The sequence below is a fragment of the Nocardioides sp. Bht2 genome (genome assembly GCF_047308515.1).
In the GTDB taxonomy this organism is placed as follows: Bacteria; Actinomycetota; Actinomycetes; order Propionibacteriales; family Nocardioidaceae; genus Nocardioides.
The window spans coordinates 581,881-607,906 of record NZ_JBLBWI010000001.1; the positions used below are offsets into that span (position 1 = coordinate 581,881).

Genomic DNA, 26,026 nt, shown 5'->3' on the forward strand with positions numbered 1-26,026 from the left:
TGCGCTCCAGCCCGGAGAGGGTCGGATCATGTCCTCCAGCACGCTGCCGCAGACCGCAGTCCGCCGCTGGCAGGCGCCGCTCGCCGTCGCCCTCGGCGCCTGGTGCGTCAGCCAGTTCTTCCCCTTGGTCAGCCCGCTGATCCTGGCGCTCGCCCTCGGCGCAGCGGTGGCCAACTCCCGCCTCGCAAAGGCCCGCCTGTTCGATGGCTGCGCCAGCGCCGCCAAGTTCATGCTCCGGCTCGGCGTCGCCCTGCTCGGCCTGCGGCTCGCCCTCTCCGACATCGCCCAACTCGGGCTCTTCGGACTGCTGCTGATCGTCGCCACCGTGGCCAGCACCTTCTACCTGACCCGGTGGGTCGGACGCCGGATGCAGCTCGAGCAGGAACTGGTCAGCCTGCTCGCCTCCGGCTTCGCGGTCTGCGGCGCGGCGGCGATCGCCGCGGTCCAGGACTCGGCGAAGGCGAAGGAGAAGAACGTCGGCCTGGCACTTGCCCTGGTCACGATCCACGGCACCGTCATGCTGGCCGCGATCCCCCTGCTCGGCGACCTGCTCGGCTTCGACGAGCGAACCACCGCGCTGTGGGCAGGCGCCAGCATCCATGAGGTCGCCCAGGTCGCGGCGGCCGCGGCGCTGATCGGTCCTGGGGCGCTCGCGATCGCGATGAGCATCAAGCTCGGCCGAGTCCTGATGCTGGCTCCGGTCCACCATGCCGTGGCCCGCTCCCACCACGCCGGCGGCGGCTTCTCGCTCCGCGAGGTGCCGTGGTTCCTGACCGCCTTCATCGGCGCCGTCGCGCTCCGGGCGACCGGAATCCTACCCCCGGTCGCGCTCGATCTGGCGAGCGACGCGAGCAGCATCCTGCTCGCCGCCGGCATGTTCGGCCTCGGCCTCGGGATCGCGGTACGCGATCTGTGGCCGGTCCCGGCCCGCGCGGTGACCCTCTCCCTGGTAGCGACCGCGACGGTGACCCTGGTCCCGCTGGCTCTACTGGTCGTTAACAAAGCGCTCTGAAACCGCAATTACCGAACACTGTTCAGTTCCGGTAAGAATGGTCCTTCCGTGATGCCCCCGTCACCTCAGGAAGTGATCATGAACCGTCAGAACTCCACGCCCAGCCGCGATCTCGCGATGATCGCCATCTTCGCTGGCATGATCGCCGCCCTCGGCCTCATCCCCGCCTTCTCCGGCTTCGGCAGCTCGGTCCCGATCACCGCCCAGTCCCTGGGCATCATGCTGGCCGGCGCCATCCTCGGCCCCAAGCGCGGCGGGCTCGCCGTCGTCGTCTTCCTCGCCCTGGTCGCCCTCGGCCTCCCCCTCCTGGCCGGCGGCCGCGGCGGACTCGGCGTCTTCAGCGGCCCCTCGGTCGGCTACCTGATCGGCTTCCCGATCGCGGCCTTCCTGATCGGCGCCCTGGTCTACGCGGTCGGCGCCCCGTACCGCCTCACCTGGGGCATCGCGATCAACCTGATCATCGGCGTCGCCCTGCTCAACCTGATCGGCATCGTCGGCATGATGGAGCGGCTCGACATCAGCTTCAGCGCCGCCACCAAGGTCGCCTGGGCGTTCGTCCCCGGCGACACCGCCAAGGCGGTCCTGTGCGCGATCGTCGCGCGCGGCGTCCACGCTGCCTACCCGGGCCTGCTCCCGAACCGCCGCAGCAAGCAGCCGCTCGCCGAGTCCACCTCGGTCTGAGCACCCCGATGACCGGACCCGGGCCCCAGTCGGCCGACGCCCCACTCGACCTCCTGGCCAGCCCGGACCCGGTCGCCGCCTTCTTCACCGCCCACCACGAAGGGCGCCTGCTCGCGCTCAGCACCTCGGGCACCTCCTCCGCGCCGCGGAGCATCGTGCGGACGACGGACTCGTGGCTCGACTCCTTCGGTCACCTCAGCGAACTGGCCAGGATCGACACCGCCAGCAAGGTCTGGATCCCGGGCCCGGTCACCGCCACGATGAACCTGTTCGGCGCCGTCCACGCACGCTGGGCCGGGGCCGAACGCAGCACCGAGCTGAACGGCGCCACCCACGCCCACCTGACGCCGTCCACGCTGGCCCGGCTGCTCGCCCAGGAGCCCGCCGCGCTCCGCGGCGTCCACGTGATCACCGCCGGTGACCGGCTCACCCGCCGTGTCCACGCCGACGCCGTCGCCGCCGGGGTCACGCTCTACCACTACTACGGCGCAGCCGAACTCTCCTTCGTAGCCTGGGGTGAGCACGCCGACGCACTCCGACCCTTCCCCGGCGTCGACGTCGTCGACCGGGACGGCGAGATCTGGGTCCGCTCGCCGTATCTCTGTCAGGGCTACCTCGCGCCCGAGCACACGTTGCGCCGCGACGACGCCGGCTGGGTCACCGTCGGCGACCGTGGTCAGGTGCGCGACGGCCAGGTCCGGATCGACGGTCGCGACGGCGCGATCACCACCGCTGGAGCGACGGTACGGATCAGCGAGATCGAGTCCGTCCTGCAGCCCGAGGCCCGCGGCGACGTCGTCGTGCTCGGGCTCGACCACACCCAAGTGGGGCAGATCGTCGCCGCAGCGGTGACGCACCCCGACGACGTCGCCCACCTGCACGAGGTGTCGCGGCGATCCCTGCCCCCCGCCCAACAGCCACGCCGCTGGGTGCACCTGGCGACCCTTCCACTGACGCCAGGTGGGAAGATCGATCGAGCCGCTGTTGCCGTGGAAGTGGCGAGGAGCCTGTCTTGACTGCGAATGCGTCGCCGGTGATCGTCGCCGCGGCCCGTACCCCGATCGGAACCACCGGACACTCCCTCGCCCGGCGACCCATCGATGAGCTTGCCGCGCCGGTACTCCGTTCGTTGCGCGAACGGCTCGCGACCAACGCCGTCCCCGACGACGTCGTCCTGGGCAACTGCATGGGGCCCGGCGGAAACCCGGCCCGGGTCAGTGCCTTGGTCGCGGGCCTCGGTGAGAGCGTCCCAGGTCTGAGCGTCGACCGACAGTGCGCCAGCGGGCTCGCCGCGATCGACCTGGCCGCCCAGGCAGTGCGCGGTGGAGCCGAGTTGATCTTCGCCGGCGGCGTCGAGTCGCCGAGCACCGCGCCGTGGCGGTTCTGGCCGCCGACTGCGGAGAGCGACGAACCGGTGCGTTACGAGCGCGCGCCCTTCACCCCCGCTTCCCTCGAGGATCTGGAGATGGGGTTGGCCAACGACCTCTTCGCCACCGAGGCCGGCGTCACCCGCGAACGCCAGGACGCCTACGCCGCGCGCTCGCACGCGTTGGCGATCAGCGCCCGGGAGGCGGGGCACTACGACGCCGAACTGGTCGCCATCGGCGAGGTGGTCCGCGACGACCGACCACGCCCCCGGCTCAGCCCCGAACGGCTCGCCCGGCTCCCGGCAGCCTTCCGTCCCGGCGGCAGCGTCACCGCGGGCAACTCCTGCGGCATCAGCGACGGCGCGGCCGCGGTCGCCGTCGTCAGCCCGGAACTCCAGGCCCGACTCGGCCTGCCCGGGCTGCGGATCCTGAGCACCGCGACCTCCGGCGTCGAACCGTCCCGGCCCGGTCGCGGCCTGGTTCCTGCCTCGCAGACGGCGTTGAAGCGAGCGGGAATCACCCTGGACGAGGTCGACGTGATCGAGTTCAACGAGGCGTTCGCCGGCCAGGTGCTCGCCTGCTGCGACGAACTCGGGCTCGACTCGGACCGGGTCTGCCGGCAGGGCGGCGCGCTCGCCCTCGGCCATCCGTGGGGCGCCTCAGGTGCCGTGTTGGCGGTCCGCCTCTTCAGCCAACTCATCACCCAGCCGGGCGGCCGCTACGGCCTCGCCGCGATCGCCGCCGGTGGCGGCATGGGCGTGGCGATGGTGGTCGAGGCATGCTGATCCGGTTCACCGGTGTCTCCCACCACTACGCCGGGAGCACGACGCCCGTGGTGCGCGACCTCGACCTCAGCCTGACCGAGGACCGGATCGGCGTGATCGGTGCCAACGGTTCCGGCAAGTCGACCTTCGCCCGGATGCTCAACGGCTTGATCGTGCCTTCCCAGGGGACCGTCACCATCAACGGCCTGGAGACCGCCGGCGACGGTCGAGAGGTGCGGCGTCAGGTCGGCTTCTGTTTCACCGACCCCGACTCGCAGATCGTGATGCCGACCGTCGCCGAGGATGTGGCGTTCGGGTTGCGCCGCCGCGGCCTGTCGAAGGCAGAGATCGCCAGCCGGGTGACCGCGATCCTCACCGCGCACGGGCTCCAGGGGTACGAGGAGCACCCCGCCCACCTGTTGTCGGCCGGCCAGAAGCAGATGCTGGCCTTGAGCTCCATCCTGGTCACGGACCCTGAGATCCTGGTGATGGACGAGCCCACCACCCTGCTCGACCTGCGCAACACCCGTCGGGTGGTGGCGGCGATCAACGCGATGCGGCAAAACGTCATCCTGGTGACGCACCACCTCGACCTGCTCGCCGACTTCGAACGGGTGCTGGTCTTCGATGAGTCGCGCCTGGTTTTCGACGGCCTTCCGGACAAGGCGATCGAGCACTATCTCGGGCTGATGGAGTGAGCACCACGATCGGCCTCTACCGGCCCGGGAGCTCTCCGTTCCATCGGAGCCCGGCAGGGTTGAAGCTGCTCCTCCTGCTCGGCGCCGGCATCGGTTCGATCTTCGTCGACACCCCGATCCAAACGGTCGTCGTCCTGGTTGTCGTACTGCTCGGCTATGCGGTGGCCCGGATCCCGGCGTCGGTGCTCCTCGCCTCGATCCGGCCCCTGCTGTGGGTGGTCGTTCCGCTCAGCGTCTTCCAGACGATCGTGGTCGGCTGGCAACGCGCTGTGGTGATCACCGGCGTCATCGTCGCCCTTGTGCTGTTGGCGAATCTGGTCACGCTGACCACGAAGACCACCGACCTGATCGACGTCGTGGTTCGGGTCTGCGGCCCGCTCCGGATGATCGGAGTCAACCCCGAGCGGGTCGGGCTGCTGCTGAACCTCGCGATCCGCGCCGTCCCGCTGATGGCCGAGTTGGCTGGCCAGATCACCGAGGCGCAGCAGGCCCGCGGCCTGAGGATCAGCGTTCGGGCGATGGCGGTGCCGTTCGTGGTCGGCGCCCTCCGACGGGCCGACGAACTCGGTGACGCCCTGGCTGCCCGCGGCTTCGACGACTAGCTCAATGTGACCTCAGCGCTGCGAATTCCTGCTGACGACGACCGTCAGGTCACATTGAGAGGAAGGCGCGGGTGGCCTCGTTCGCCGGATAGAACGCCTCGATCGCCAGCTCCGACAAAGTGACCTCCAACGGCGTCCCGAAGACTGTGGTCGTCGAGATCAGCGATAGCTCGACGCCGTCGAAGGTGAGCTCGAGCGGAACCACCAGGGCCGGCGTCTCGTCCGCGATCGGCTCGCCAGGAGCACCGAACTCCTCCATCAACTCGGCAAGCTTCGGATCGGCGGTCAGGTCGAACTGCCGGTGCAGCCGACGCAGCAGATGTTCCTTCCAGGCCTCGAAGTTGCGGATCATCGGCGCCAGCCCGGACGGGTGCAGGCTGAGTCGCATCACGTTGACCGGTGGCTCCAGGAGAGCCTGGTCCACCTCGGCCAGCCACGCCCACGCCGCCGCGTTCGCGTCGACGATGTCCCACCCACTGTCGATCACCAGCGCAGGATGCGGGAGGTGGCCGGTGAGGATCGCCTGGATCGCCTGCTGGGCCTGGCTCATCGACGGCTCCCGGAGGTCGTGCTGGGCGTGGGCGGGAGCGAACCCTGCCGCGAGCAGCAATCGATTCTGCTCGCGCAAGGGCACCGCCAACTGGTCACAGAGCCGCAGGATCATCGCGCTGGTCGGCTTGGAGCGCCCGTTCTCCACGAAGCTGACATGCCGCGCCGAGACGCCCGCCCGGCTGGCCAACTCGAGTTGCGAGAGCCGACGACGACGCCGCCAGTCACGCAGTAGGTTCCCCGCTTCGCTGCGCTGCATGCCGAAACCCTAGGGCCGCGACCGGCACCCTCGCCATGACCTGACGGGTAATCGACGCGACGACGGGCAACGGGTTGGCTGGTGTGACCCGGTGCCGCTGGGCACCACCCACGAAGGAGGAACCCATGACCAAGGCTTATGCGATCGCCTACCTGCGCGACGTCGACGTCAATGACCAGATCATCGAGTACATCGAGCGGATCGACGAGACCCTTGCCCCGTTCGGCGGCCATTTCCTGGTGCACGGCGGCAAGCTGACACCGGCCGAGGGCACCTGGGACGGCGACGTCATCATCGTTGAGTTCCCCAGCCAGGACGCGGCCCGGGAGTGGTACTTCTCCCCCGGCTACCAGGCGATCCTGCCGTTCCGTACCGACAACTCCGAGAGCATCGCGGCCCTGGTCACGGGAGTGCCGGAGGGATACCGCGCTGTCGACAAGCTGAAGACACTGCTGCCCACCGGTCGGTGACTCGGCGGGCAGCAGCGGAAAGGGTGATACAGCTCAGTCGACGCTGAGGTTCTTCAGCGTCTCCTCCAGACGAGCGGTCGAGACCTTGTCGCCGATGGTGGAGCCGCCGTTGTAGAAGGCGTAGCTCTCCGGATCTCCGGTGTCGACGAGAACGACGACCAGCTCGTCGCCCTCGGCCTCGATGGCCGGGTCGTCGATCAGGATCTGCTGGCGCACCAGCCAGCCGCTCTTGCCGCCGACCTCGAACGCCTTGCTCTCCAACTCCTTGGTGTCGGTGACGTTGGTGTAGAAGGCGTCCGACTCGGCGATGCAGGCCATCACCGCGCGGGTCGCCGACTCGAGGTCGTCACCGGCAGCGGCACGGGAGACCGAGCCGAGTGCGTGCACGGCGACCCACTTCGCCTCGATCTCGCGGTAGACGGTGACCACGTCACTGGCGAAGGTGAAGGCCGACTCGAAGGCACCCAGCTGGTAGCCCTTGGGCTTGTCGACGCTGAGGCCGCCGCCGTGCAGGCGACCGTCCTCGGGGTGCGCCTCGCGCATGGTCGGCTGACCGCTCATGCAGAGCTCGCTCGGCGCACCGGTGGTCGGCTCGTCCGTCGGCGACTCGGTCGACTCCGTCGGCGATTCGGTGCTCTCGGTGGGTTCGTCGGTCGGTTCGTCCGTAGGCTCGTTGGTCGCCGAGGTCTCGTCACCGCCCTTGGCTTCGTCGCTGTCGTCGCCGGTCATGGTGATCGCCGCGACCACGATGCCGACCACGAGGACCAGCGCCAGCACGATCCCACCGATCAGCAGGCCGAGCTTGCGTCCGCCGCCGTTGCCGCCGTCGCCGCCACCGGGCATCGGCGCCCACTGGTTGGGCGGCGGGGTGCCGAAGCCGGAACCGCCGGGCTGGTCGCCCCACTGCTCGTAGCTCGACTGCTGGGCAGCGAACTGGCTGGTGGGCTGCTCGCCGTAGCCGGGCTGCTGGCCATAGCCGCCTTGTTGGGCATAGCCCGGCTGCTGGCCGTACTCCTGCTGGGGGTAGCCGGGCTGCTGGCCCCACTGGTCAGCGGCGGGCTGCTGGCCCCACTGGTCCGCCGGCGGCTGCTGGCCGTACTCGGGCTGCCCATAGCTCTGCTGACCGGTGCTGTAGGGCGCGCCCTCGCCGTAGCCCGGCTGCTGCCCCCACTGCTCGGCGGGAGGCTGCTCAACGGGCGGCTGCTCGGCAGGCTGCTGTCCCCAGGAGTCCGCAGTCGACTGAGCGGGCTGCTCCGCAGCCGGCGGCTGCACCCAGGTCTCAGCGGTCGGAACCTCGCCGGTCGATGCCGGGTCGGCGACCGGCTCACCCTGGCCGAACTGCACCTGCGGAGCAGGATCGCTCGGCGCGGGCTCGCTCGCCCCGGCACCGCCCGGCGCCGGGGAGTAAGGGTTACTGGTGGTCTGCTCGCTCCACGTCTGACCGTCCCAGTAACGGAACGACTGGGGCTGACCGGACGGATCTGGGTACCAACCTGGGCTCGACACGCCCACAGCCTAACCAGTACCGGGTATGGCTGTGGGCGGTCGCCACGTCAGATCTCGAGGAAGCCCTCCACCAACAGCTCCCGCACCGCGGCCAGCCGTTCTCCCGCCAACGTCGCGGCGTCGAGGTCGAGCAAGGAGGCCAGCGCGCTGAGGATCTGGCCGACGGTCAGCTCGCCGTCGCAGGCACCGACCAGTGCCGCCTCGACCGTGTCGGCCTGTCGCGCGCGGCGCAGGCCACGCTGCTGACGCAACACCACAGTGGCCGGGTCCTCCGCGCCCGGGGCGCCGAAGGTCTCCTGCTGGACGTCGGAGCGGACCACCGGTCGTGCGGCGAGCAGCGCGTCGTCGTCCAACTCCGCCAGGGAGTCGATCGCCCGCGACCAGGCCGTGAAGGTGGGCGCGATCGGCTGCTCTACGTCGTAGGGCCACTCCTCCAGACGGAGGGTGGGCGTGGCGTCGGTGCGGCGCAGGTTGATCCAGCCGAAGCCGACACCCTCGATGCCCTGTTGCTCGAACCAGGCCAGCCAGGTGTCGTAGCGACGCACGTAGTCCGGGCTGCCCTGGAGGCCGGCGTCCTTGAGCCAGAGTTCGACGTAGCCGGCCGGGTCGATCACCTCGCGCTGAACCACCCAGGCGTCGCACTCGTCGATCCACTCGCCGAGGCGCTCGGTCCAGTCGCGGTCCGCCGGAATCACCCAGTTGGCCAGGATCTGGCACCAGCCACCGGGGTTGAGCAACCGCGGGGCGGCCCGGACGATGTCCTCGACGACGCGGTCGCCCGGCAGGCCGGAGTCGCGGTAGACCAGGCGCTCATCGGTGGCCGGCGAGATCACGAACGGCGGGTTGGTGGCGATCAGGTCGAAGGTCTCGCCGCGCACCGGCTCGAAGAACGAGCCCTCGCGGACGTCGATCCGCCCGGTCGGCACGCCGTTCAGGCGGGCGTTGAGCTCGGTCATCCAGAGCGCGCGCTTGTTGATGTCGGTTGCGACGACCTGCTGCGAGTGCTGGGCCAGGTGCAGCGCCTGCACGCCGCAGCCGGTGCCGAGGTCCAGGGAGCGGGTGACCTCGTCGCGGATCGTCATCTGGGCCAGCGAAGTGGCGGCACTGGAGATGCCAAGCACGTGGTCGGCGCCGACCTTGTTCGGCGTGCCGTCCAGGCCGGGGGTGAGGTCGCTGACCACCCAGAGGTCGTCGTCCTCGGTGGCGTAGGGCCGGATGTCCATCCGGGCCGCGACCTCACCGATGCTCTGCTCCAGCATGCCCTCGTTGCAGAGTCGGTCGACCAGGCCGGGCAGGGCGGCGTCCGCCTCGTCGCCGGTGACCGGCGTCTGCAGCAGGAAGAGTCGGGTGAGCGTCTCGATCGGCGAACCACCGCGAGTGCGGCGCAGGCCGGGCACCGTCTCGTTGCGTGACAGCGCGGAGTGAGCGGTCTCGCCCAGCAGGTCGGCCACCCCGTCGTAGGTGTAACCGGCGTTGTCCAGTGCCTCCCGCAGCGCGGGCACGAAGTCGTTGCTCACGGGTCAAGGCTACGTGGCCTCGCCCGGAGGCGAGGCCACGCCTCAGCTTGGTTGGCAGCGTTCCATGACGGCGCTGCTTCCTACCCACAACCGGACCCGGCCTCCCCACAGCGGGGCGCAGTTCGCTGTGGTGATTTCTCGGACCGTCGTCCCGTCGTCCAGACCGTTGTAGCGGCAGTTGCCCGCACGGCCCCAGATCTCCCGGAGCCCCTCGGCGGTCTCGAGGCGGAGCACGAAATCCGGTCCACGTTGTTCGGTCTCGATGCAGGTCTTCGGACGATCCGGACCTCCGCCGGGCCTCGCGGACTGGATCGCTGCAAGCAGCGCCTCGGGGTCAGGGATCTCCCGCGAAGCCTGCAAGGGCCATGACGTCGTCCGCACCTGCGGCCCCACCAAGCCGTCGGCGTAGTACTGGCAGATCACCACCCGACTCACCTTCACCGTCTCCACGTCGAAGGCAGCGGGCGGCCGCACCGACGTCGGCGCGGTAGCCGGGCAGCCGAGCGGGTCGGCCTCAGCGACCCTGACCGATGCAAGGACCTTCCGGATCAGCTCCAGGTGCTCAGCATCGGCATAGCCGGTCAGCTGCACCTCACCCGCGCGTTGCACGATTCTGGTCCAGCCGTCGGCCGCGGTCTCCCCCTCGGGCAACGCTTCGGGAGTCACGAATCCGAGCTCGATGTGGGTGCTCCAGAAGCGTGCCGGCAGGTCCCCGAAGATCGGACTGGGGGCTTCCTCGTTGGTGCACAGAACGAGCGTGCTGAATCCACTGCTCAGCCCGACATACGGTTCGGCGGTCGTTGCCTTGGCCGCCTTCTCATTGACACACCACTGGTCACCTGGCGGCGAGAGGTACGGCCAAGCCTCAGGGACCTTGATCGACACGTCACCGATCGACTCGTAGCGCCAATCCCCGCCCGAGGTGGTGCGGTCGGCGACAGAGGCGTCCGGGTTCGACGTCGACTCGTCGGATCCGATCACCGCCGCTACCCCGACGCCGATCATCCCGACCGCAACCGCCGCCGCCAGTGGGGCTGCCCAGCGACGCAGCGGACGGCGGCGCACCGTCGGCAAGGAAGCCAGGAGGTCGTCAGCAGACGTCGGTTGAAACGTGTGCGCCTCTCTGGCGAACGCAGCACGGAACGCCTCACCCGCCAGGTCGTCGCGGCCAGGCCCGTCGCCTGCCGGGTCGTCGCCGCGGCCGGGGCCTGCGTCGCCGAGGTCGGGTCCGGTCGGCTCCATCGCGTCGTCAGTCATCGCTCATCTCTCCCAATCGGGTGCGCAGCGAACGCAGCGCACGATGGACGTGGGAACGCGCCGTGGCTTCGGTGCAGTCGAGGATCCGACCGATCTCGCTGAAGGCCAGGTCCTCGTAGAAGCGGAGTACGACGGCGGCCCGTTGTGCTGGAGGCAGCGTGGCGCAGAGCCGCCAGGCGGCGTCGGCGTCACCGATTCCCGTGTCGGCGCCCGGCGTCGTGACCTCGGCGAGTGCGGCCGGGTCCTCATGGACGACCCGGCGCCCCTCTTTGCGCCACCGCGAGATGCTGGCGTTCACGATGCTGCGCCGCAGGTAGGCCTCGACGGTGCCGCGTGCGACCAGCTCCGACCACCGCGGCCAGGCGCTCGCCAGCGCCTCCTGAACCAGGTCAGGAGCCTCTGCCGCGTCGCCGGTGATCAGATAGGCGAAGCGTTGGAGCGCGGCAGAGCGGACTCGGACCCAGTCGTCGAAGGCGACGGGCGTTCTCTGCTCCATGAGCACCGATTCTGTTCCCACGCCCCCTGTTACGCAGGGAGTCCGGAAAACGTTGCACCAGACGGACGACCGTCTGGCGTCGACTCAGGAGGCGACGGCCTCGTCGGCGGAGCTGTGGATCGCGAAGACCTTGGCGAGGCCGGTGATCCGGAAGATCTTGAGCAGACGCTCCTGGGTGCAGACCAGCTCCAAGGAGCCGTCGTGGGCGCGTACCTTCTTCAGGCCGCCCACCAGGACGCCGAGACCTGTGGAGTCAAGAAACTCGACCGCTTCCATGTCGATGATCAGCCGGTACTGACCGCCGCCCACAAGATCCGTGATCTGGTCGCGCAATTTGGGCGCGGTGTAGACGTCGATCTCACCCGCGACAGCAACGATGGTGGCCCCACCCTGTTCGCGGATCTTGAGACTCAGGTCCACGTCACTCCCTCTGGCTTTACGCCTCAGGTCAGTACAGAGCCCCCGATCTGCTCTGTTTCCGTCCGCTTATCAAACCATGCCTGCCCTTACCTGCGCATTGTCACCACCCGATCCGCTGTTAATCAGCTGTGCGCACCCGAGCTGAATCCGGGTACCACCGAAGACACCTTCGGCGCGGAGGCGGTGCCCGCTGTGGATTGTCGGGGGTGGTTGCCACACTGGAGTGGTGACACCCCCGCTCGCCTCTCCTGCTCGCCCCGGCCGTGATCTCGTCGACCACCTGGTCACCCCGGACCGTGCGGACCGCTTGACCCACCTCGACGTGCTGCCGCCCCGCCGGGCCGAGCACGCCGACTGGCCCACCTGGGTGCGGAACGACGTTGTCGCCGCCTTCACGGCGCGGGGCGTCGAGCGGCCCTGGGCCCACCAGGTCGAGGCGGCCGAGGCGGCCCACGCCGGGCGCCACGTCGTGATCGCGACCGGGACCGGTTCGGGGAAGTCTCACGCCTACCAGGTGCCTGCCCTCTCCGATGCCCTCGCCGAACGCGGCCCACGCGGCGAGCGCGGCGCCAGCACCCTCTACATCGCACCGACCAAGGCCCTGGCCAACGACCAGCTGGCAGCGGTCCTGGCACTGGGCCTCGGCGTCCGGGCCACCACCCACGACGGTGATAGCAGCCGCGAGCAACGGGATTGGGCCCGCACCCACGGCGAGTACATCCTGACCAATCCGGACATGCTGCACCGTTCCTTGCTCCCCGGGCACGCCCGCTGGGCGAAGTTCTTCGGCTCGTTGCGCTACGTGGTGATCGACGAGGTTCACCACTACCGCGGCGTCTTCGGGGCGCATGTCTCGCACGTGATGCGCCGACTGCGCCGGGTCTGCGCGATGTACGGCGCCTCCCCCACCTTCGTGCTCGCCTCCGCCACCGTGGCCGATCCGGACGCCCTCGGCCACCGGCTGACGGGCCTCGAGTTCGACGCCGTCACCGACGACCGGTCGCCCCGCGGGCGGCTCACTCTGGCGTTGTGGGAGCCGCCGTTCACCTCGCATCTCGGAGAGAACGGCGCCCCGGTGCGGCGCTCGGCCGGCGCCGAGGTGGCCGACCTGTTGACCGACCTGGTGGTGCAGGGAGTCCGGTCGCTGGCTTTCGTCCGGTCTCGCCGAGGCGTCGAGACGGTCGCGGCGACCGTCGCCGACCACCTGGCCGAGGTGGACGCCTCCCTCCCGGCGCGAGTCGCTCCCTATCGAGGCGGGTACCTGCCCGAGGAGCGACGGGCGTTGGAGCAGCGCCTGCGCTCCGGCGACCTGCTCGGGATCGCGGCCACCAACGCCTTGGAGCTCGGCATCGACATCAGCGGCCTGGACGCCGTCCTGCTGGCCGGCTTCCCCGGCACCCGGGCCGCGATGTGGCAACAACTCGGCCGGGCCGGGCGTGACGGCCAGGATGCGCTCGGGATCATGGTGGCGCGCGACGATCCGCTCGACACCTATCTGGTCAGCCATCCCGAGGCGCTGCTCGGCAAGCCGGTGGAGGCGTCGGTCTTCGACCCGGCCAACCCTCATGTCCTGGGCCCACACCTGTGCGCAGCTGCCGAGGAGGCACCGCTGACTCCGGCGGCCCTGGAGTTGTTCGGTCCGGGTGCCCGGGTAGCTGCGGACGCGTTGGCCGACGCCGGGTTGTTGCGACGGCGTGGCGAACGTTGGTTCTGGACGGACCGCCGCCGCGCCAGCGACCTGGCCGACATCCGCTCCACCGGCGGCTCGCCGGTCTCCTTGATCGAGGGCTCCAGCGGTCGCGTGGTCGGCACCGTCGACGGCGGTTCGGCGCATGGCACCGCTCATGCCGGGGCGGTCTACCTGCATCTCGGCGAGACGTGGCTGGTCCACGATCTCGACCTGGACGCCGACGTCGCCGTGATGGAGCGCGCCGACCCCGGCTACTCGACGTCCGCGCGCGAGATCGTCGACATCACCATCCGCGCCGAGCGCGAACATACCGCCTGGGGCGACTGCCGGTTGAGCTTCGGCGAGGTCGAGGTCTCCCATCAGGTGGTCGCCTTCCTCAAGCGGCGGGTGCCCAGCGGCGAGGTGATCGGTGAAGAGCCGCTCGACCTACCGGCACGGACCCTGCACACCGCATCCGTGTGGTGGACGGTCCCGGCCGGACTGTTGGCCGATGCGGGGCTGGCCGAGGCGGACCTGCCGGGTGCCGCGCACGCGGCGGAGCATGCCGCGATCGGTCTGCTGCCGCTCTTCGCCACCTGCGATCGCTGGGACATCGGCGGAGTCTCCACCGCGCTCCATCCGGACACCGGTCAGTTGACGGTCTTCGTCTACGACGGCCACCCGGGCGGTGCCGGGTTCTCGGAGCGCGGCTTCCGAGTGGCGGCCGAGTGGTTGCGCGCCACCCGGGAGGCGATCGCCTCGTGCCGGTGCAGCGAGGGGTGCCCGTCGTGCGTGCAGTCGCCGAAATGCGGCAACGGCAACAATCCGCTCGACAAGGCCGAGGCGGTCCGCCTGCTTGATCTGTTGCTCCGTTCGGCACCGACCGGCGAGACGCCGACTGGCGGGCGCTGACTACCGGGCGGATCACCGTCGGTGCCCTACGGTGGATCTATGTTGGCACTCGGATTCCTGCTCCTGGCAGCCGTTGCCGTTGCCACCGTCGGCGGCATCCTGGTCAGCGACGGCGACAACGTCGCCCTCTACGGCATCGATATGTCCGCGATGGCCCTCTTCAGCGTCGGTCTGGCCTGTGGCGTGCTGGCGTTGGTCTCGCTACGGCTGATCCTCGCCGGTACGAAACGGGAGGTCCGGGTCCGTCGCGAACACCGCAAGCTGGCTCAGCAGGAGCGCCACGAACCAACGGCACCGCCGACTACTCCCCCGGCCGATCCGCCCGCCCGGCCCTGATTCAGTCGCCTTGATGGGACAGGCGTAAGCGCAGCGACGCTCCGCCGTCAGCGGGTGCTGCGCAGACTCTGTCGGATGACCTCCTCGGCCTCCCTCAAGCTCAACCCGGCCAACGCGTCGGCGACGACCTCGCTCTCGGCGCTGCGCTGCTCGGGTGCGGCCACCTTGCGGGCCTCCAGCTCCCCGACCCCGATCTGCGCGTCGGCAGGCAGAGCGCCGCCGGAGCCGAGCACCGTCCACCGGACGACGTCGCCTGCGCGAGTCGCCCTCTCGATGTCATGCACCGCGAGCAGGTAGCGATGCCCGACCTCGAGTCGCGATGCGTCGGGAGCCACCATCGGCACCTCCTCGTCGTTCTCCAACGTCATCCAGCCGAACGCCTCCATCTCGAACTCAGCGGGAGGGTTCGCCCCGGGACGCTCCCAATAGACGTCGCTCACCTTGATGGCGATCTTCCGCGAGACCGGGAACCGCTTCGGTGCAGTCGCGTCCTCCAACGGTTCAACCCTTCGCTCGGAGACCACCTCGGCCAGCACCACCGCGTCGGCGTGAGCACGCCAGTCCTCGAAGGTCCGCGAAGGATAGGCCTCCATCGCATCGAGAAGAACGACGCTGGGCTCCGCGGTCGGTTTCGACTTGGCCTTTGGATCGTTGGCCACCGCCGAACACCCTTGCCCCAGCAACGCCAGCACTGAGCCAACAACCGATGCCGCCACAACTCCCCGCATCACATTCACCTTCCTAGTAGACCCAGTTTGCGTTGTTCTTCACGGCGTCTCCGAGCGCTGCGCCGCCTCCACATGACGCCGACGACCGCATGATCCCTGTGATTGCATCGCATGCCGTCCTGCTAGGCGCCCAATTCCACGGATGAACAAACCCGAGCGTGTGCCCAATTTCGTGCCCAGAAACAGTTTCGGTAATCGTCCCAGCGCCACGCATACGGATGTAGTGCTGGTCGCACAGGTACGTCGCATCGTCCTGCGGGTCTTCACACCACGTAACCCCACTAATGTCGTCAGGCGCCCCGAAACTTCCCTCTTGTACGATGACATCGGTCTCTCCGGCCCCCGAAAATACGGGCGAAGAGTCGTAGACCACATCCACGTCGGTGTTGTCATCCCATCGACTCATGGCTGCATTCACCTCTGCCCGATCGGGCGTTTCAAGCTCCATCGCCGCGTTGCTGTCCATGTAGTAGCTGTGCGTGGCGTTGTCGGCCCTGCAGTTCTGCTGATAGGTGTACGTCCACGCCATGCACTGGGGGCTGTAGTTCGCCGTCGGCACGATTCCATCATTGACCGGCTCCGCGGCCACTGGAAACTCGGCCATCCATGAAGCCACCATCACTGATGCACCGATCAACGCCCACAGACTTCGCCAGGAGACTTGACGCCACGTTCGTTGGTTCATAACCGCCCCTATCGATTGACCTCGCACGCTCACACAAAATTCGAACAAACTCAAGAAGGAACTTTCTGAGAGTGAGCAATTTTGGAAGAATCGTCGCCTTTTTGTCACCCCCGTGACAAAGAAACTATTGCTAGAACCAAGCTTTCCCTGCCCCGAAATCAGCTATTGCTGCTGCAGCAATCACTTTCTTCCGAGGTGACGGACGCGGCTCAGCCGGGCCGGCACGAGCGCGACCGATTGCGGTGCCACCACCCCGACCCCATGCCGGGATGGTGACACCGACCTCTACCCACACCTCCTCTCCTTTCCGTCGGCACGCCGTCAGGTGGGCTCTGTTGCGGACCGCGATCGCGGCGGCCTCGGCGCACGGATCTGCTCCTTCGCTGAGCGCGACAGCAGCGGCCAAGGCGCTGAGATCAGCAGCCGATTGGGCGGCACGGTGTGCGCTAGTCACGGCGGCGACGTAGGCGCCGGCCACGCCGCAGAGGGTGAGCACCGCACTCATCATCACGACCAGGAGGGTCACAGCACCACGTTCAGCCTCGGCGTTCAACGATCTACTCACCGGGCCTCCCCCTGATCGGTCTCTTCCAGCGCGGCAACGGCTTCGCCCCGAGTCCGCCCACCCAGGCCGCTGAAGGCACCGGCCGGCCCCGCCACGGTCTGCGCTACTACCACCGTGACCCGGCCGCCCGAGCGACTGATCCGCACCTGCGCGCCAGGGTCGACCTGCTGCACCAACTCGCGCGCAACCGCCTCCGACTCGCCACGGGCCAGAGCCCGCGCCGCCTCGCGGGCAGCGTCGACCGACCGGACCTGCCCGACTCCGAAGGCGATCAGCCAGACCATCGCCGTGGTCAGCACCACCAGGACGGGGAGCGCCATGACCAGCTCGGCCGTGATCGCGCCGCGCTCACACTTCGGTCGCGCTCCCGAGCACGCGTGTCGAGAACGTCGGCAGGTCGCGTCCACCGCCGTCAGCCGATCCCGAGCATGCCCAGCACGTGGTCGAACATGCCACGCAGCATCCGGTCGCCGAAGCCACCGGTGAGCAGCTTGTAAAGCACCCCGGCAAGCCCCGCGCCCGCCGCGGTACCGACCGCGTACTCGGCTGTGGTGATGCCGCGTTCGTCAGTGAGCCGTCGTTGGTCCATCGTCAAACTCCTTGTGGGTGGTGTGTGCGAACTGTCGCTAGGCCGTGGCCCGACCTCCACCGTCCGTCCTCGGCAGGCTCGGCGCAGCCACCTCCTGGCCGGCTGTGGTTCCTGTTCGAGTGACGACCGCTGTGGAGAAAGAGCGGGTCTGCCGCGTGCGCCCTTCAGCACAGCAACCTCATCCACCGCAGCCTCACCACGGCAGCGTGGCCAACGAGGCCGCCACCAGCGGCACGATGCCGAGCAACAGGAAGGCGGGGAGGAGGCAGATCCCCAGCGGGAGCGCAGCCTTGACCCCGACGGTCCGAGCTCGGTCCGCAACCGCCATCCGGCGTTCGGCCGCGAGCTCGGCGCTGATCCGCGCAACCGCATCTGCGGCCGGCGCGCCGGACTCCGCGGCCCTGAGCAGGCCGCGAGCCAACCGGGCCAGCGCCGGATCGGCCAACACCACCGACCAGGCCTGTCGCGGTCCGACTCCCCGAGCCAGGGCCTGAGCCACCTGGGCGAGTGCATCCGCTACCGGGCCCGGGCGGACCTCGCGGACCTGCGCCATGGCACTGGCCACCGGGGCTCCGCTCCGTAACGCCATCCCCAGCAGCGCCACGACGTCGGGCAGCTGGCGCTCCCGTTGTTCACGCAGACGGCGTTCCTCCGGCGTCTCCATCCGTCCGGCCAGGGTCCACACCATCGTCGCGACCGCCGCTCCTACAGCCGTACCGAATACGCCACCGAGCATGACGACAGTGCCGCTACCCGCCAGCACGGCAAGGACCAGCCGACGACCGCTGGAGCTCGGAGCAACACCCGACGCCCGACGTCCGGGATCGGGGCCACCGCGCACCGACATCAACAGTGGACCCCGAGCCGGCGCAGCGAGTAGCACCGCCACGACCACCAGCGCCGTCGCCAGCACGATCACGCCGCCTCCCCCTCCACGTGGGCCGCGATCTGCTCCAGCCAGGCGAGCCCGGCCACGATGAGCGCCACGCCGCCGAACAGGCAGACCCAACCGAGCGGGGTCGTCACCAGGAAGCCGACCGGGTCCCCCATCCCTGAGCCCATCGCCAAGGTCGCGATCGGCAGCCCTGCCACCAGCCGCGCCGTCGCCCGCGCCGAGGCCAACTCCGAGCGGACCACCCGTCGGGTCTGCTCCGCATCGGCCAACCCTCGGGCGACCTCGGCCAAGGCAGCGGTCAGCGCGGCACCCGAGCGTTGCGAGAGCTGCCAGGCGGCAGCGACCTGGATCAGATCTCCAGCCCCGTCCTGGTGAGCGAGTTCGCGCATCGCCTCAGCCGCCGAACCGCCGAGCCGATCGCTCTGCGCGACCGCCTCCCACGCCGGCCACACCTCGACCGCGGCTGCCAGTGCCGAACCGGTGGGGAGTCCGGCGGCCAGATCGGCTGCCAACAGGTCGCACACCTCGCGAACCCGAGCGGCTCGCTCACGAGCGAGCGCCCGCGCTCGTTGGCGCCGCCGCAGCCCGATCACCGCGAGCCCGAGCACCGCCAGCAACACCGCGACGACCCCCGCCCGCCACCCGATCCGAGCACCGTCGGCGACTCCACCGCCGACCGCTCCGGGCCAGACGAGCCAGGGCAGCGCCGAGCAGAGGGGCACCAGCAACCACCACGCCAAGGGGCCACGGACCGGCGAACAGAACAGGTAGGCGAGAGCGACGAGGCTTCCGGCCGCGATCATCGCCGCACTCATCACACACTCGGGCCAAGGAGCTCGATCAAGGCGGCGACCCCGCGCTCCTCGACGAGCTCGCCCGCGTCGGTGAAGCTGACCGCGGGCACCGTGGCGACCAACCCTTCGGTGTCCCGGCGTAGCACCGCGATCTCCTGCAGTCGTCGCTCACCGGTCCGGGTGCGCCCGAGATGGATCACCACATCGAGGGCTGACGACACCTGACTGTGCAGGGCGGCACGGGAGATACCGGCCGGCATCGCCAATGCTTCGAGGCGGGTCGGGACGGCAGCCGCTGAGTTCGCGTGGACCGTCCCGCACCCACCCTGGTGGCCGGTGTTCAACGCCGCCAACAGGTCGACCACCTCCACCCCTCGGACCTCGCCGATCACCAACCGATCGGGCCGCATCCGCAGCGCCTGACGGACCAACTGCCGCAGCGAGATCTCCCCACCGCCCTCGACGTTGGTGGTCCGCGCCTCCAGCGCCACCACGTGCGGATGTCTGGGCGCCAGCTCACCGGAGTCCTCGACCACCACGATCCGCTCCTGCGCGGCCACCCGAGCGAGCAGCGCAGAGAGCAACGCGGTCTTCCCGACGCCGGTTCCGCCCGAGACCAGGAACGCCGCTCTGGCCGCCACGATCCGGGCCAGGAGCGCGGCACCCTCAGCGGAGAAGGTGCCGCCCTGTGACAACTCAGCCAACGACCAGCCCGCGGCCCGCGGCACGCGCAAGGAGATGGCGGTCCCCGGGCGCGCCACCGGAAAGAGCACGGCGTGGCAGCGCGTGCCGTCGGGAAGTCTGACGTCGACATGGGGCGCGGCGTCGTCGAGGCGTCGTCCGCCCAGTGCAGCAAGGCGTTGCGCCAACCGACGGACCGCGGCTTCGTCGGCGAAGCGCAAACCTTCACGCTCCAGGCCACGGCCCCGGTCCACCCAGACGGCGTCAGCGCCGTTGACCAGGACATCGGTCACCCCCGCCTCGCGGAGCAGCGGATCGAGGACACCGGCCCCGAGCGCCTCGGCCCTGAGGATCCGCAACACCTCAAGCACCGCGGCGTCGCCGACGACGGTGCCACTCTCGCGCAGTGCCTCCGCGACCATCTGCGGCGTGATCCGACCGCCTGCATGCGCGAGGCGATCACGGACCCGTGCTGCCAGCTCGATCGCCGAACCCGACTCGACCGTCGGTTCACGCCGCACGACCACGAGCCGGCTCCAACCCGAAGTGTCGCAAGGTCACCTTGGCGGCCCGAGCCAGCACGGAACGACGTGAGTGGATCGGCCCGAGCCCGAGGTCGATCGCTTCGTTGAGGCCACGTTGATCGGGCATCGCCGCAATCACCGGGACGTCCAGGACCCGCTCGATCGCAGTGAGGTCGGCGGCACCGCCACGGACCAGCACCGAGGCCGGTCCCGCGGGCAGGATCCGCTCCAGGAGCCGACCGGCCGCGGAGATCCCCGCGACATCGGTCCGGACCACGACCACCAGGTGGGTGCACCGAGCGGCCACCTCGTCCACCACCGGGTCCGGGGTCCGTGGCAGGTCGAGGACGGTGATGTCGTGACCGCGCACCGAGGCCGACATCGCCTCCCGGACGGCGAACGGGACCAGGCCGCGCCGTGGATCGGCCCAACTCAGCACGCCGAGCCGGCCCTTGCGCGGCAGGGACTCACGTAACACGCGCGCGCTGAGCCGACCGGTCGTCTGCCCCAGCCCCTCCCAGCGCAGGCCGTCGAGCTGGTCGAAGCCGGAGATCATGTCGATGCCCGGACCGTACGGATCGATGTCGAGCAGGGCGGCATCGGTCCGGGTCGCGGCCTGCACGGCGAGGGCACAGGCGAAGGTGCTGGCGCCCGCCCCGCCGGAGCCGGCCACCACCCCGATCGAGACCCCTTTGCTGCGGAACTCGCCGACGTCGGCAAGCAGCTCCATCAGCCAGCTGTCACTGCGGGGAAGCTCCGCGACACCGTCGATCCCGACGCCGACGGCCTCGCGGAAGGCCCGGTCGGGCAGATGCTCCATCGAGACCAGATAGACGCCCGGTCGTCGGTTCGGGGCCAATGCTTGGAGCTCGCCGAGCAGGTCCACGCCCACCAGCACCAGGTGCGACGTCGCCCACGCGGCGAGCGCGCCACGTGGGTCTGTGTGCACGTTCGGCGTCGCTCCGGCTGCCGCACTCAGTTGGTGCAGGTGGTCGAGGAGCTGAGGATCACGGGTGAGGATGAGCGGCTTGTCCATGCCGTCACCCTGGTCCGCCGCGAGCGGGCGCCCCAGGGCGCGGAGGCGACCTGGGGAGAAAGTCCCGGTGCGGCCGGCTGTGGAAGAAACCCGGGCTCAGCCCTGCCCCAGCGAGGCACCGCCGTCCGCGCCGCACCCGACACTAGGATGGCCGACATGCGACGCACTGCAGCGTTCTTCGACCTCGACAAGACGATCATCGCCAAGTCGAGCGCGCTCGCGTTCAGCAAGCCGTTCCAGGCCGGCGGCCTGATCTCGCGGCGCGCGGTGCTCCGCTCGGCCTACGCCCAGTTCGTCTACCTCGTCGGCGGTGCCGACCACGACCAGATGGAGAAGCTGCGCCAGTTCATGTCGCAGCTCTGCGCCGGTTGGGACGTGGCGACCGTGCGCGAGATCGTTGCCGACACCCTGCACAACATCGTCGACCCGATCGTCTACGCCGAAGCAGTACGGCTGATCGAGGAGCATCACGCCGCCGGTCGCGACGTCATCATCGTCTCCACCTCCGGCTCCGAGGTGGTGGAACCGATCGGCGCGATGCTCGGTGCCGACCACGTCGTCGCCACCCGGTTGGAGATCGTCGACGGCAAGTACACCGGCGAGTTCGACTTCTACGCCTACGCCGAGAACAAGGCGGTCGCGATCCGCGAACTCGCCGAGCAGCGCGGCTACGACCTGAGCCGTTGCTACGCCTACTCCGACTCGGTCACCGACGTCCCGATGCTGGAGGCGGTCGGCAACCCGTACGCCGTCAACCCCGACAAGGAGCTCCGCAAGGTCGCCGCGAGCTCGGGCTGGCCGGTCCTGGTCTTCAGTCGTCCGGTGGCGTTGGGGTCGCCCGTGAAGCTCCCGCCGGCGAAGCCGACCTTGGCCGCGTTGGCCGTCGGCGGCCTCGCCGTGGTCGGCGGCGCGATCGTGCTGAACCGGCGTCGCGGTTCCTCCGCCTGACCCTGCACCCGTGCTCCAGCAGGCACTTCGGGCAGCACGCACCCGCTTGGAAGTCAACCCTTGAACTGCCTCGCCAAGAGGCGTAAGCATGGAGTCAGAACTTCACAGCGTGCACGAGGGCCAGGTACCCACGCGGCGATCTACCCTTCTGACAGGGCGCTGATTCCCCGGGTTACGACCCGTGGCAGCAATTAAGAGTTGCACGCCTGGTAGCCAGGCTCTTGTGTAAAGCGGCGGCACCCGTTCTTGATGTTCGGGTGCCGTTCGCGCGTCCTGAGCACGTTCGGGCGCAGCGATGCCGCGACACTCAGCCGCGAAGCGGAGAGAGCTCACCCGCAACCGCGTAGGCCTCGGCGGCGTAGAGCAGCCAGGAGTGCACGCCGCTGGTGCCACTCGCCTGCGCATAGGCGCGCAGGTTCGACTCGTACTGAGCCTGCAGTCGGGCGTGGGCACCCTCCGGCACCAGCAACGACTTCTCGTCGACGCCACGGGCCACCAGCACCAACCGCTCGGCGGCCCGCGCCACGATGCCGTTGTGCGAGGCGAACGGCGCGGCGCTGATCAGCTCCGCATGCACGATCGCCGCCACCAACATCGCCGGGGCCGTCGTCGGCGCCGTCAGCCGGGAGGCCAATACCCGCAGGCGTTCCGCGGACTCGGCGTCGCGCGGGCGGCCCAACTCCTCAGGCTCCAACACCCCGGTTGCCGCGACGGCGTGGAGCCGGGCGAACGCCTGCAACGGCGTCGCGCGGACCGTCGGCACCAAGCTCAGCACCTCGGTGGAGACCCGGAGCGCCGACTGAACGATCCCGTCGCCGGTGCCCTCGCGCATCTCCTCCGCGGTCGAGGTCGAACCCTCCAGGCGCGCACTCGCGATCGCCCCACGCAGCAAGGACTCGGTGGTGAACGCAGGCTCCGTGCGCCGCAACCCACGGTCGCGCAGCAACGCGTCGATGCCGTCACGGGTGGCCGCGAAAGCCGACGGCACGCCTTCCATCGAGGCCAGGGAGGCCAACGGGTCCGCACTCATAGCCCCCGAGCCTACGTGGCGGTGCCGGGGCTGCTCAGTGCCGGTGACGCCAGAAAATGCCCGGCGTCGGTGCGGCGGCCGCGAACGGGTGGTCCGACCGAAGTAACCTCGACCCTGATGGACCAGCACTTCGACTCTCCCGGGCCCGTTCTGCCGAGTGCAGCGGTGGGTTGGTTGTGCGGCGACGAGGCACGAACGGTCGCAGTCGCGCCCGGCCCCTTCGCCGCCGCTGTCTCCGCCTCCTTCGCGGCCTGTGACCACGAGATCGTCGAGGCCACCCTCGGCGCGGACGGCGCCATCGAACTCGATGCGCGCTCCGTCGACGTCCTGGTGCTGCACCAGCTTCCGCAGAGTCTGGAGAGCTACGCGCGCGCACTGCGACCAGGAGGGCAGCTGGCGGTGCTCTCGCACCAGCGCGACCGACGCATCCCCTGGGCCCGCAAGCTCGATGTGGCCCTGGGCGCCGACTACCTCTCCGACCCGGCCGAGGCCCTCGCCTGCTCGGGGCTCTTCGGGTTCGTCAGCGACGACCTCTTCCGGCACTGGCAGCAGGTCAACCACGAGTCACTGGCCGAGCTGATCCGCCACGAGTTCGGCCACCACGACGACGTCGAGCAGCGATTGGCCGCCGCGCTCGAGCTGTACGCCGACTACGGACGCGGCAACGACGGCATGCAGTTGCCGTGGGTAAGCGCCTGTTGGAAGGCGACCGTTCTGGAGTCGGCATGGAGCAGCCCACGCGGCATCGACGAACCGACGGTGCCGATCGCGTTGGCCCGGTCCGAGGAAGAGTCGGCGAGTGAACCCGCCGCCGCGCCCGCGCCGGTGATCTCCGAGGCCGCCCGGCCGATCTTCAGCGCCCCCAGCAGCGACGGCTCAGACCTGCTCCTGATCGACTTTCGCTGACGGCGTCGGCTCACCGAGCTTGACCACCACGACACCGGCGAGGATCGCGAACCCGCCGAGGAACTGCCCCGTCCCGGGCACCTGACCCAACACCAGCCAGGACGCGATCACCGCGGCGAGCACCTCGCTGAGCGCCACGAATGAAGCCATCCGGGCACCGAGCCGACGTCCGGCCGCGATCCCGCTGGCGTAGGCCAAGGCTCCGCTGACCACGCCGAGGGTCAACAACGGCAGCCAGGCCGCCACCTCGTGGCCCCGGTAGATCCCCTCGGCCTCGCCGCGCTGCCAATCGATCAGGCCGACCAGGCAGGCCGCCGTCAGGAAGACCGCGGCAACCGCCAGACCGCAACCAGCCAGGGCGATCGGCGGCAGACCGTTGCCTTCCTGTGCCGAGAGGATGAAGTATCCGGCGACCCCGACCATCGCGATCAGCGCCCAGACCAGACCCACCCCGCTGATCTCGGCGCGGGTGCCGACCTGGAGGACGAGGGCCAGCCCGACGGCGGCGATCAGCGCACCCAGACCTACCCAGCCGTTCGGCCGATGCCCGTAGCGCAGCCAGATCCAGCCCACCACGGCGACCGGTGCGGTGTACTCGATCAACAGGGCGACCGCCACATCCATATGCGCGATCGCGCTGAAGTAGGCGAACTGCACACCGGCCACCGCGATCACGCCGTAGGCCACGATCAGCGCGACGTTGCGCTTGACCAGATACCAACGCCCGCGCAGTGCGAGCATCGTCGGCACCGCCAACGCCAGCGCCGCCACCACGACGCGGACCGTGACCACCGCGGCGGGCGACCATCCGTTCGAGATCAGTCCACTGGCCAAGACCCCCGAGAGCCCGAAGCAGAGCGCCGAGAAGAGGGCGAACGCCAACCCACTGCCGAAGCGTTGCGGCGTGGCGAGCGAAGTGGACATGTGCGAACCCTAGGCCCGTTCCCGGTCTCGTCGCGATCACCGTTGCGTCGCCGATCCTCGCGCCGTGGCGGCACTACGCTGAGGCCATGGCTCTCCGCTGGCGGCGCACCCACCTCGGCACCCAGGCCGACCGCGCCACCTTCCGCACCCTGCACACCGCTTCCCTGGCTTCACCCGCCCTCCGTGAAGGGTTGACCGAACGCAGTGCCGCACGCAGCGTGAAGCATCTGCGGGCCCTGCTGGGTACGCCCGCAGTCGCGGTTACCGACAGTGTGGGGCTGCTGGCCTGGGACGGGATCGGCGACCACCACGGCGTCCATGCCGCGCCGCTCGCGGCGACCACCATCGAGCAGGGCAACACCCGGGTCGCCGCGGCCGAGGAGATCCGCTGTCTGACGGCGAACTGCCCGCTGCGCCAGGTGGTGATCAGCCCGCTGGTGGTGGAGGGCAACGTGGTCGGCACGTTGCAGGCGTTCACCGACGTCGCCACTGCCAGCCTGGTCCGTGCCTGCGACGAGGTCGCCAGTTGGGTATCCACGCAACTGGAGTTGGCGGAACTCGATGCGTCGCGGACCCGGTTGATGGAGGCCGAGGTCCGTGCCCTGCGCGCCCAGATCAGCCCGCACTTCATCTACAACTCTCTCGGCGCGATCGCCTCCTTCGTACGGACCGACCCGGACCGGGCCCGCGAACTGCTGCTCGAGTTCGCCGACTTCACCCGTTACTCGTTCCGGCGCCACGGCGACTTCACCACGCTCGCCGAGGAGCTCCGCTCGATCGAGCGGTACCTGCTGCTGGAGCAGGCCCGGTTCGGCGACCGTCTCGGCGTCACGCTGCGGATCGCGCCCGAGGTGCTGCCGGTCGCGGTCCCGTTCCTCTGCATCCAGCCGCTGGTGGAGAACGCGGTCCGGCACGGCGTCGCCAACCAGGGCCGCGGCCAGATCACCATCGTCGCCCGCGACGCCGGCCAGGAGTGCCTGATCGAGGTCGAGGACGACGGCGTCGGCGAAGACCCAGAACGGGTCCGACGTGCCCTCGCCGGGGACACCGAACTCGACTCCACCGGTCTCGGCAACGTCGACGTCAGGCTGCGTCGTACCTTCGGCGACCAGTACGGTCTGGTCGTCGAGACCGCACCGGGCGCCGGGACCAAGGTGATCGTCCGGGTGCCGAAGTTCTCGCCGGGTGTGCACGCATGAGGAGGGT

At 69.7% G+C, this 26,026-nt stretch carries 29 protein-coding genes; 12 read left to right on the forward strand and 17 right to left on the reverse strand.

Annotation, left to right across the window (positions count from 1 at the left end; all coding sequences use genetic code 11):
* The first annotated feature begins 28 nt into the window (after positions 1–28).
* From ACLM5J_RS02770 to ACLM5J_RS02795, 6 genes are all read left to right on the forward strand, one after another.
* Positions 29–1,012, forward strand: coding sequence for a YeiH family protein (locus tag ACLM5J_RS02770; RefSeq protein ID WP_413654473.1), 984 nt, complete (start codon positions 29–31; stop codon positions 1,010–1,012).
* 78 nt (positions 1,013–1,090) lie between these two features.
* Positions 1,091–1,693, forward strand: coding sequence for a biotin transporter BioY (locus ACLM5J_RS02775; protein ID WP_413654474.1), 603 nt, complete (start codon positions 1,091–1,093; stop codon positions 1,691–1,693).
* 8 nt (positions 1,694–1,701) lie between these two features.
* Complete coding sequence (locus ACLM5J_RS02780) at positions 1,702–2,709, forward strand: AMP-binding protein (protein WP_413654475.1); 1,008 nt, start codon at positions 1,702–1,704, stop codon at positions 2,707–2,709.
* Positions 2,706–3,845, forward strand: coding sequence for a thiolase family protein (locus ACLM5J_RS02785; protein ID WP_413654476.1), 1,140 nt, complete (start codon positions 2,706–2,708; stop codon positions 3,843–3,845). Before ACLM5J_RS02780 ends, ACLM5J_RS02785 begins: the two co-directional genes overlap by 4 nt.
* Entirely contained in the window at positions 3,839–4,522 is a 684-nt protein-coding gene (locus tag ACLM5J_RS02790; RefSeq protein WP_413654477.1) for an energy-coupling factor ABC transporter ATP-binding protein, read from the forward strand. The genes ACLM5J_RS02785 and ACLM5J_RS02790 overlap by 7 nt, the downstream gene beginning before the upstream one ends.
* Positions 4,519–5,124 (forward strand): energy-coupling factor transporter transmembrane component T family protein, encoded by a 606-nt coding sequence (locus ACLM5J_RS02795; protein WP_413654478.1) that lies wholly within the window; start codon positions 4,519–4,521, stop codon positions 5,122–5,124. The genes ACLM5J_RS02790 and ACLM5J_RS02795 overlap by 4 nt, the downstream gene beginning before the upstream one ends.
* A 49-nt stretch (positions 5,125–5,173) precedes the next feature.
* On the opposite strand, the gene ACLM5J_RS02800 is transcribed toward ACLM5J_RS02795, so the two are convergent.
* Positions 5,174–5,932: a helix-turn-helix domain-containing protein gene (locus tag ACLM5J_RS02800; RefSeq protein WP_413654479.1), complete on the reverse strand. Its 759-nt coding sequence runs from the start codon at positions 5,930–5,932 to the stop codon at positions 5,174–5,176.
* A 125-nt stretch (positions 5,933–6,057) separates the two neighbouring features.
* On the opposite strand from ACLM5J_RS02800, the gene ACLM5J_RS02805 reads away from it, so the two are divergent.
* Positions 6,058–6,402, forward strand: coding sequence for a DUF1330 domain-containing protein (locus ACLM5J_RS02805; protein WP_413654480.1), 345 nt, complete (start codon positions 6,058–6,060; stop codon positions 6,400–6,402).
* Positions 6,403–6,435: 33 nt separating this feature from the next.
* On the opposite strand, the gene ACLM5J_RS02810 is transcribed toward ACLM5J_RS02805, so the two are convergent.
* From ACLM5J_RS02810 to ACLM5J_RS02830, 5 genes are all read right to left on the reverse strand, one after another.
* Entirely contained in the window at positions 6,436–7,908 is a 1,473-nt protein-coding gene (locus tag ACLM5J_RS02810; protein WP_413654481.1) for a DUF2510 domain-containing protein, read from the reverse strand.
* A gap of 47 nt (positions 7,909–7,955) precedes the next feature.
* Positions 7,956–9,425: a methyltransferase gene (locus ACLM5J_RS02815; RefSeq protein WP_413654482.1), complete on the reverse strand. Its 1,470-nt coding sequence runs from the start codon at positions 9,423–9,425 to the stop codon at positions 7,956–7,958.
* Between the two features lie 42 nt (positions 9,426–9,467).
* Complete coding sequence (locus ACLM5J_RS02820; protein ID WP_413654483.1) at positions 9,468–10,682, reverse strand: hypothetical protein; 1,215 nt, start codon at positions 10,680–10,682, stop codon at positions 9,468–9,470.
* Entirely contained in the window at positions 10,675–11,178 is a 504-nt protein-coding gene (locus ACLM5J_RS02825; protein WP_413654484.1) for an RNA polymerase sigma factor, read from the reverse strand. Before ACLM5J_RS02825 ends, ACLM5J_RS02820 begins: the two co-directional genes overlap by 8 nt.
* A gap of 84 nt (positions 11,179–11,262) precedes the next feature.
* Positions 11,263–11,598, reverse strand: a complete 336-nt coding sequence (locus tag ACLM5J_RS02830) for an anti-sigma factor antagonist (RefSeq protein WP_413654485.1) — start codon at positions 11,596–11,598, stop codon at positions 11,263–11,265.
* Positions 11,599–11,824: 226 nt separating this feature from the next.
* Between ACLM5J_RS02830 and ACLM5J_RS02835 the strand changes: the two genes are divergently transcribed.
* Together ACLM5J_RS02835 and ACLM5J_RS02840 are read left to right on the forward strand one after the other, a co-directional pair.
* Entirely contained in the window at positions 11,825–14,179 is a 2,355-nt protein-coding gene (locus ACLM5J_RS02835) for a DEAD/DEAH box helicase (protein WP_413654486.1), read from the forward strand.
* A 39-nt stretch (positions 14,180–14,218) separates the two neighbouring features.
* Positions 14,219–14,515: a hypothetical protein gene (locus ACLM5J_RS02840; RefSeq protein WP_413654487.1), complete on the forward strand. Its 297-nt coding sequence runs from the start codon at positions 14,219–14,221 to the stop codon at positions 14,513–14,515.
* A 47-nt stretch (positions 14,516–14,562) separates the two neighbouring features.
* Here the strand turns inward: ACLM5J_RS02840 and ACLM5J_RS02845 are convergent, their stop codons facing one another.
* From ACLM5J_RS02845 to ssd, 9 genes are all read right to left on the reverse strand, one after another.
* A complete protein-coding gene (locus ACLM5J_RS02845) occupies positions 14,563–15,174 on the reverse strand; it encodes a hypothetical protein (protein WP_413654488.1) in 612 nt (203 codons plus the stop codon).
* Between the two features lie 82 nt (positions 15,175–15,256).
* Positions 15,257–15,928, reverse strand: coding sequence for a hypothetical protein (locus ACLM5J_RS02850; RefSeq protein WP_413654489.1), 672 nt, complete (start codon positions 15,926–15,928; stop codon positions 15,257–15,259).
* Positions 15,929–16,058: 130 nt separating this feature from the next.
* Positions 16,059–16,493 carry an Rv3654c family TadE-like protein gene (locus tag ACLM5J_RS02855; protein WP_413654490.1) on the reverse strand — a complete coding sequence of 145 codons (435 nt, stop codon included), beginning with the start codon at positions 16,491–16,493 and terminating at the stop codon, positions 16,059–16,061.
* On the reverse strand, positions 16,490–16,813 hold the full coding sequence (locus ACLM5J_RS02860; protein ID WP_413654491.1) for a TadE family type IV pilus minor pilin: 324 nt from the start codon (positions 16,811–16,813) through the stop codon (positions 16,490–16,492). Before ACLM5J_RS02860 ends, ACLM5J_RS02855 begins: the two co-directional genes overlap by 4 nt.
* Before the next feature lie 92 nt (positions 16,814–16,905).
* Positions 16,906–17,082 (reverse strand): DUF4244 domain-containing protein, encoded by a 177-nt coding sequence (locus ACLM5J_RS02865; protein WP_413654492.1) that lies wholly within the window; start codon positions 17,080–17,082, stop codon positions 16,906–16,908.
* A 193-nt stretch (positions 17,083–17,275) separates the two neighbouring features.
* Positions 17,276–18,001: a type II secretion system F family protein gene (locus ACLM5J_RS02870; RefSeq protein ID WP_413654493.1), complete on the reverse strand. Its 726-nt coding sequence runs from the start codon at positions 17,999–18,001 to the stop codon at positions 17,276–17,278.
* Complete coding sequence (locus ACLM5J_RS02875) at positions 17,998–18,792, reverse strand: type II secretion system F family protein (protein ID WP_413654494.1); 795 nt, start codon at positions 18,790–18,792, stop codon at positions 17,998–18,000. Before ACLM5J_RS02875 ends, ACLM5J_RS02870 begins: the two co-directional genes overlap by 4 nt.
* Positions 18,792–19,979, reverse strand: a complete 1,188-nt coding sequence (locus ACLM5J_RS02880) for a TadA family conjugal transfer-associated ATPase (RefSeq protein WP_413654495.1) — start codon at positions 19,977–19,979, stop codon at positions 18,792–18,794. The genes ACLM5J_RS02875 and ACLM5J_RS02880 overlap by 1 nt, the downstream gene beginning before the upstream one ends.
* A complete protein-coding gene (gene ssd, locus ACLM5J_RS02885; protein ID WP_413654496.1) occupies positions 19,963–21,012 on the reverse strand; it encodes a septum site-determining protein Ssd in 1,050 nt (349 codons plus the stop codon). The genes ACLM5J_RS02880 and ssd overlap by 17 nt, the downstream gene beginning before the upstream one ends.
* 156 nt (positions 21,013–21,168) lie before the next feature.
* On the opposite strand from ssd, the gene ACLM5J_RS02890 reads away from it, so the two are divergent.
* Positions 21,169–21,960 (forward strand): HAD family hydrolase, encoded by a 792-nt coding sequence (locus ACLM5J_RS02890; RefSeq protein ID WP_413654497.1) that lies wholly within the window; start codon positions 21,169–21,171, stop codon positions 21,958–21,960.
* Between the two features lie 307 nt (positions 21,961–22,267).
* Here the strand turns inward: ACLM5J_RS02890 and ACLM5J_RS02895 are convergent, their stop codons facing one another.
* Positions 22,268–22,990 carry an oxidoreductase gene (locus tag ACLM5J_RS02895; protein WP_413654498.1) on the reverse strand — a complete coding sequence of 241 codons (723 nt, stop codon included), beginning with the start codon at positions 22,988–22,990 and terminating at the stop codon, positions 22,268–22,270.
* Positions 22,991–23,107: 117 nt separating this feature from the next.
* Here ACLM5J_RS02895 and ACLM5J_RS02900 point away from each other — a divergent pair, with 117 nt between their 5' ends.
* The gene (locus tag ACLM5J_RS02900; protein ID WP_413654499.1) at positions 23,108–23,896 is read left to right on the forward strand and encodes a hypothetical protein; all 789 of its coding nucleotides are present in this window, start codon (positions 23,108–23,110) and stop codon (positions 23,894–23,896) included.
* On the opposite strand, the gene ACLM5J_RS02905 is transcribed toward ACLM5J_RS02900, so the two are convergent.
* Entirely contained in the window at positions 23,867–24,820 is a 954-nt protein-coding gene (locus ACLM5J_RS02905) for an EamA family transporter (RefSeq protein ID WP_413654500.1), read from the reverse strand. The two genes, ACLM5J_RS02900 and ACLM5J_RS02905, sit on opposite strands and share 30 nt — an antisense overlap.
* Before the next feature lie 86 nt (positions 24,821–24,906).
* Here ACLM5J_RS02905 and ACLM5J_RS02910 point away from each other — a divergent pair, with 86 nt between their 5' ends.
* A complete protein-coding gene (locus ACLM5J_RS02910; protein ID WP_413654501.1) occupies positions 24,907–26,019 on the forward strand; it encodes a sensor histidine kinase in 1,113 nt (370 codons plus the stop codon).
* The last annotated feature ends 7 nt before the right edge of the window (positions 26,020–26,026 follow it).

Bases quoted from the DNA above. Each gene is read 5' to 3' on its own strand.
- ACLM5J_RS02905 (WP_413654500.1), bottom strand. From the start codon at position 24,820: ATGTCCACTTCGCTCGCCACGCCGCAACGCTTCGGCAGTGGGTTGGCG.
- ACLM5J_RS02775 (WP_413654474.1), top strand. From the start codon at position 1,091: ATGAACCGTCAGAACTCCACGCCCAGCCGCGATCTCGCGATGATCGCC.
- ACLM5J_RS02850 (WP_413654489.1), bottom strand. From the start codon at position 15,928: ATGAACCAACGAACGTGGCGTCAAGTCTCCTGGCGAAGTCTGTGGGCG.
- ACLM5J_RS02865 (WP_413654492.1), bottom strand. From the start codon at position 17,082: ATGGACCAACGACGGCTCACTGACGAACGCGGCATCACCACAGCCGAG.
- ACLM5J_RS02910 (WP_413654501.1), top strand. From the start codon at position 24,907: ATGGCTCTCCGCTGGCGGCGCACCCACCTCGGCACCCAGGCCGACCGC.
- ACLM5J_RS02895 (WP_413654498.1), bottom strand. From the start codon at position 22,990: ATGAGTGCGGACCCGTTGGCCTCCCTGGCCTCGATGGAAGGCGTGCCG.
- ACLM5J_RS02900 (WP_413654499.1), top strand. From the start codon at position 23,108: ATGGACCAGCACTTCGACTCTCCCGGGCCCGTTCTGCCGAGTGCAGCG.
- ACLM5J_RS02890 (WP_413654497.1), top strand. From the start codon at position 21,169: ATGCGACGCACTGCAGCGTTCTTCGACCTCGACAAGACGATCATCGCC.
- ACLM5J_RS02770 (WP_413654473.1), top strand. From the start codon at position 29: ATGTCCTCCAGCACGCTGCCGCAGACCGCAGTCCGCCGCTGGCAGGCG.
- ACLM5J_RS02840 (WP_413654487.1), top strand. From the start codon at position 14,219: ATGTTGGCACTCGGATTCCTGCTCCTGGCAGCCGTTGCCGTTGCCACC.
- ACLM5J_RS02790 (WP_413654477.1), top strand. From the start codon at position 3,839: ATGCTGATCCGGTTCACCGGTGTCTCCCACCACTACGCCGGGAGCACG.
- ACLM5J_RS02805 (WP_413654480.1), top strand. From the start codon at position 6,058: ATGACCAAGGCTTATGCGATCGCCTACCTGCGCGACGTCGACGTCAAT.
- ACLM5J_RS02825 (WP_413654484.1), bottom strand. From the start codon at position 11,178: ATGGAGCAGAGAACGCCCGTCGCCTTCGACGACTGGGTCCGAGTCCGC.
- ACLM5J_RS02800 (WP_413654479.1), bottom strand. From the start codon at position 5,932: ATGCAGCGCAGCGAAGCGGGGAACCTACTGCGTGACTGGCGGCGTCGT.
- ACLM5J_RS02860 (WP_413654491.1), bottom strand. From the start codon at position 16,813: ATGGCGCTCCCCGTCCTGGTGGTGCTGACCACGGCGATGGTCTGGCTG.
- ssd (WP_413654496.1), bottom strand. From the start codon at position 21,012: ATGGACAAGCCGCTCATCCTCACCCGTGATCCTCAGCTCCTCGACCAC.
- ACLM5J_RS02875 (WP_413654494.1), bottom strand. From the start codon at position 18,792: ATGAGTGCGGCGATGATCGCGGCCGGAAGCCTCGTCGCTCTCGCCTAC.
- ACLM5J_RS02780 (WP_413654475.1), top strand. From the start codon at position 1,702: ATGACCGGACCCGGGCCCCAGTCGGCCGACGCCCCACTCGACCTCCTG.
- ACLM5J_RS02820 (WP_413654483.1), bottom strand. From the start codon at position 10,682: ATGACTGACGACGCGATGGAGCCGACCGGACCCGACCTCGGCGACGCA.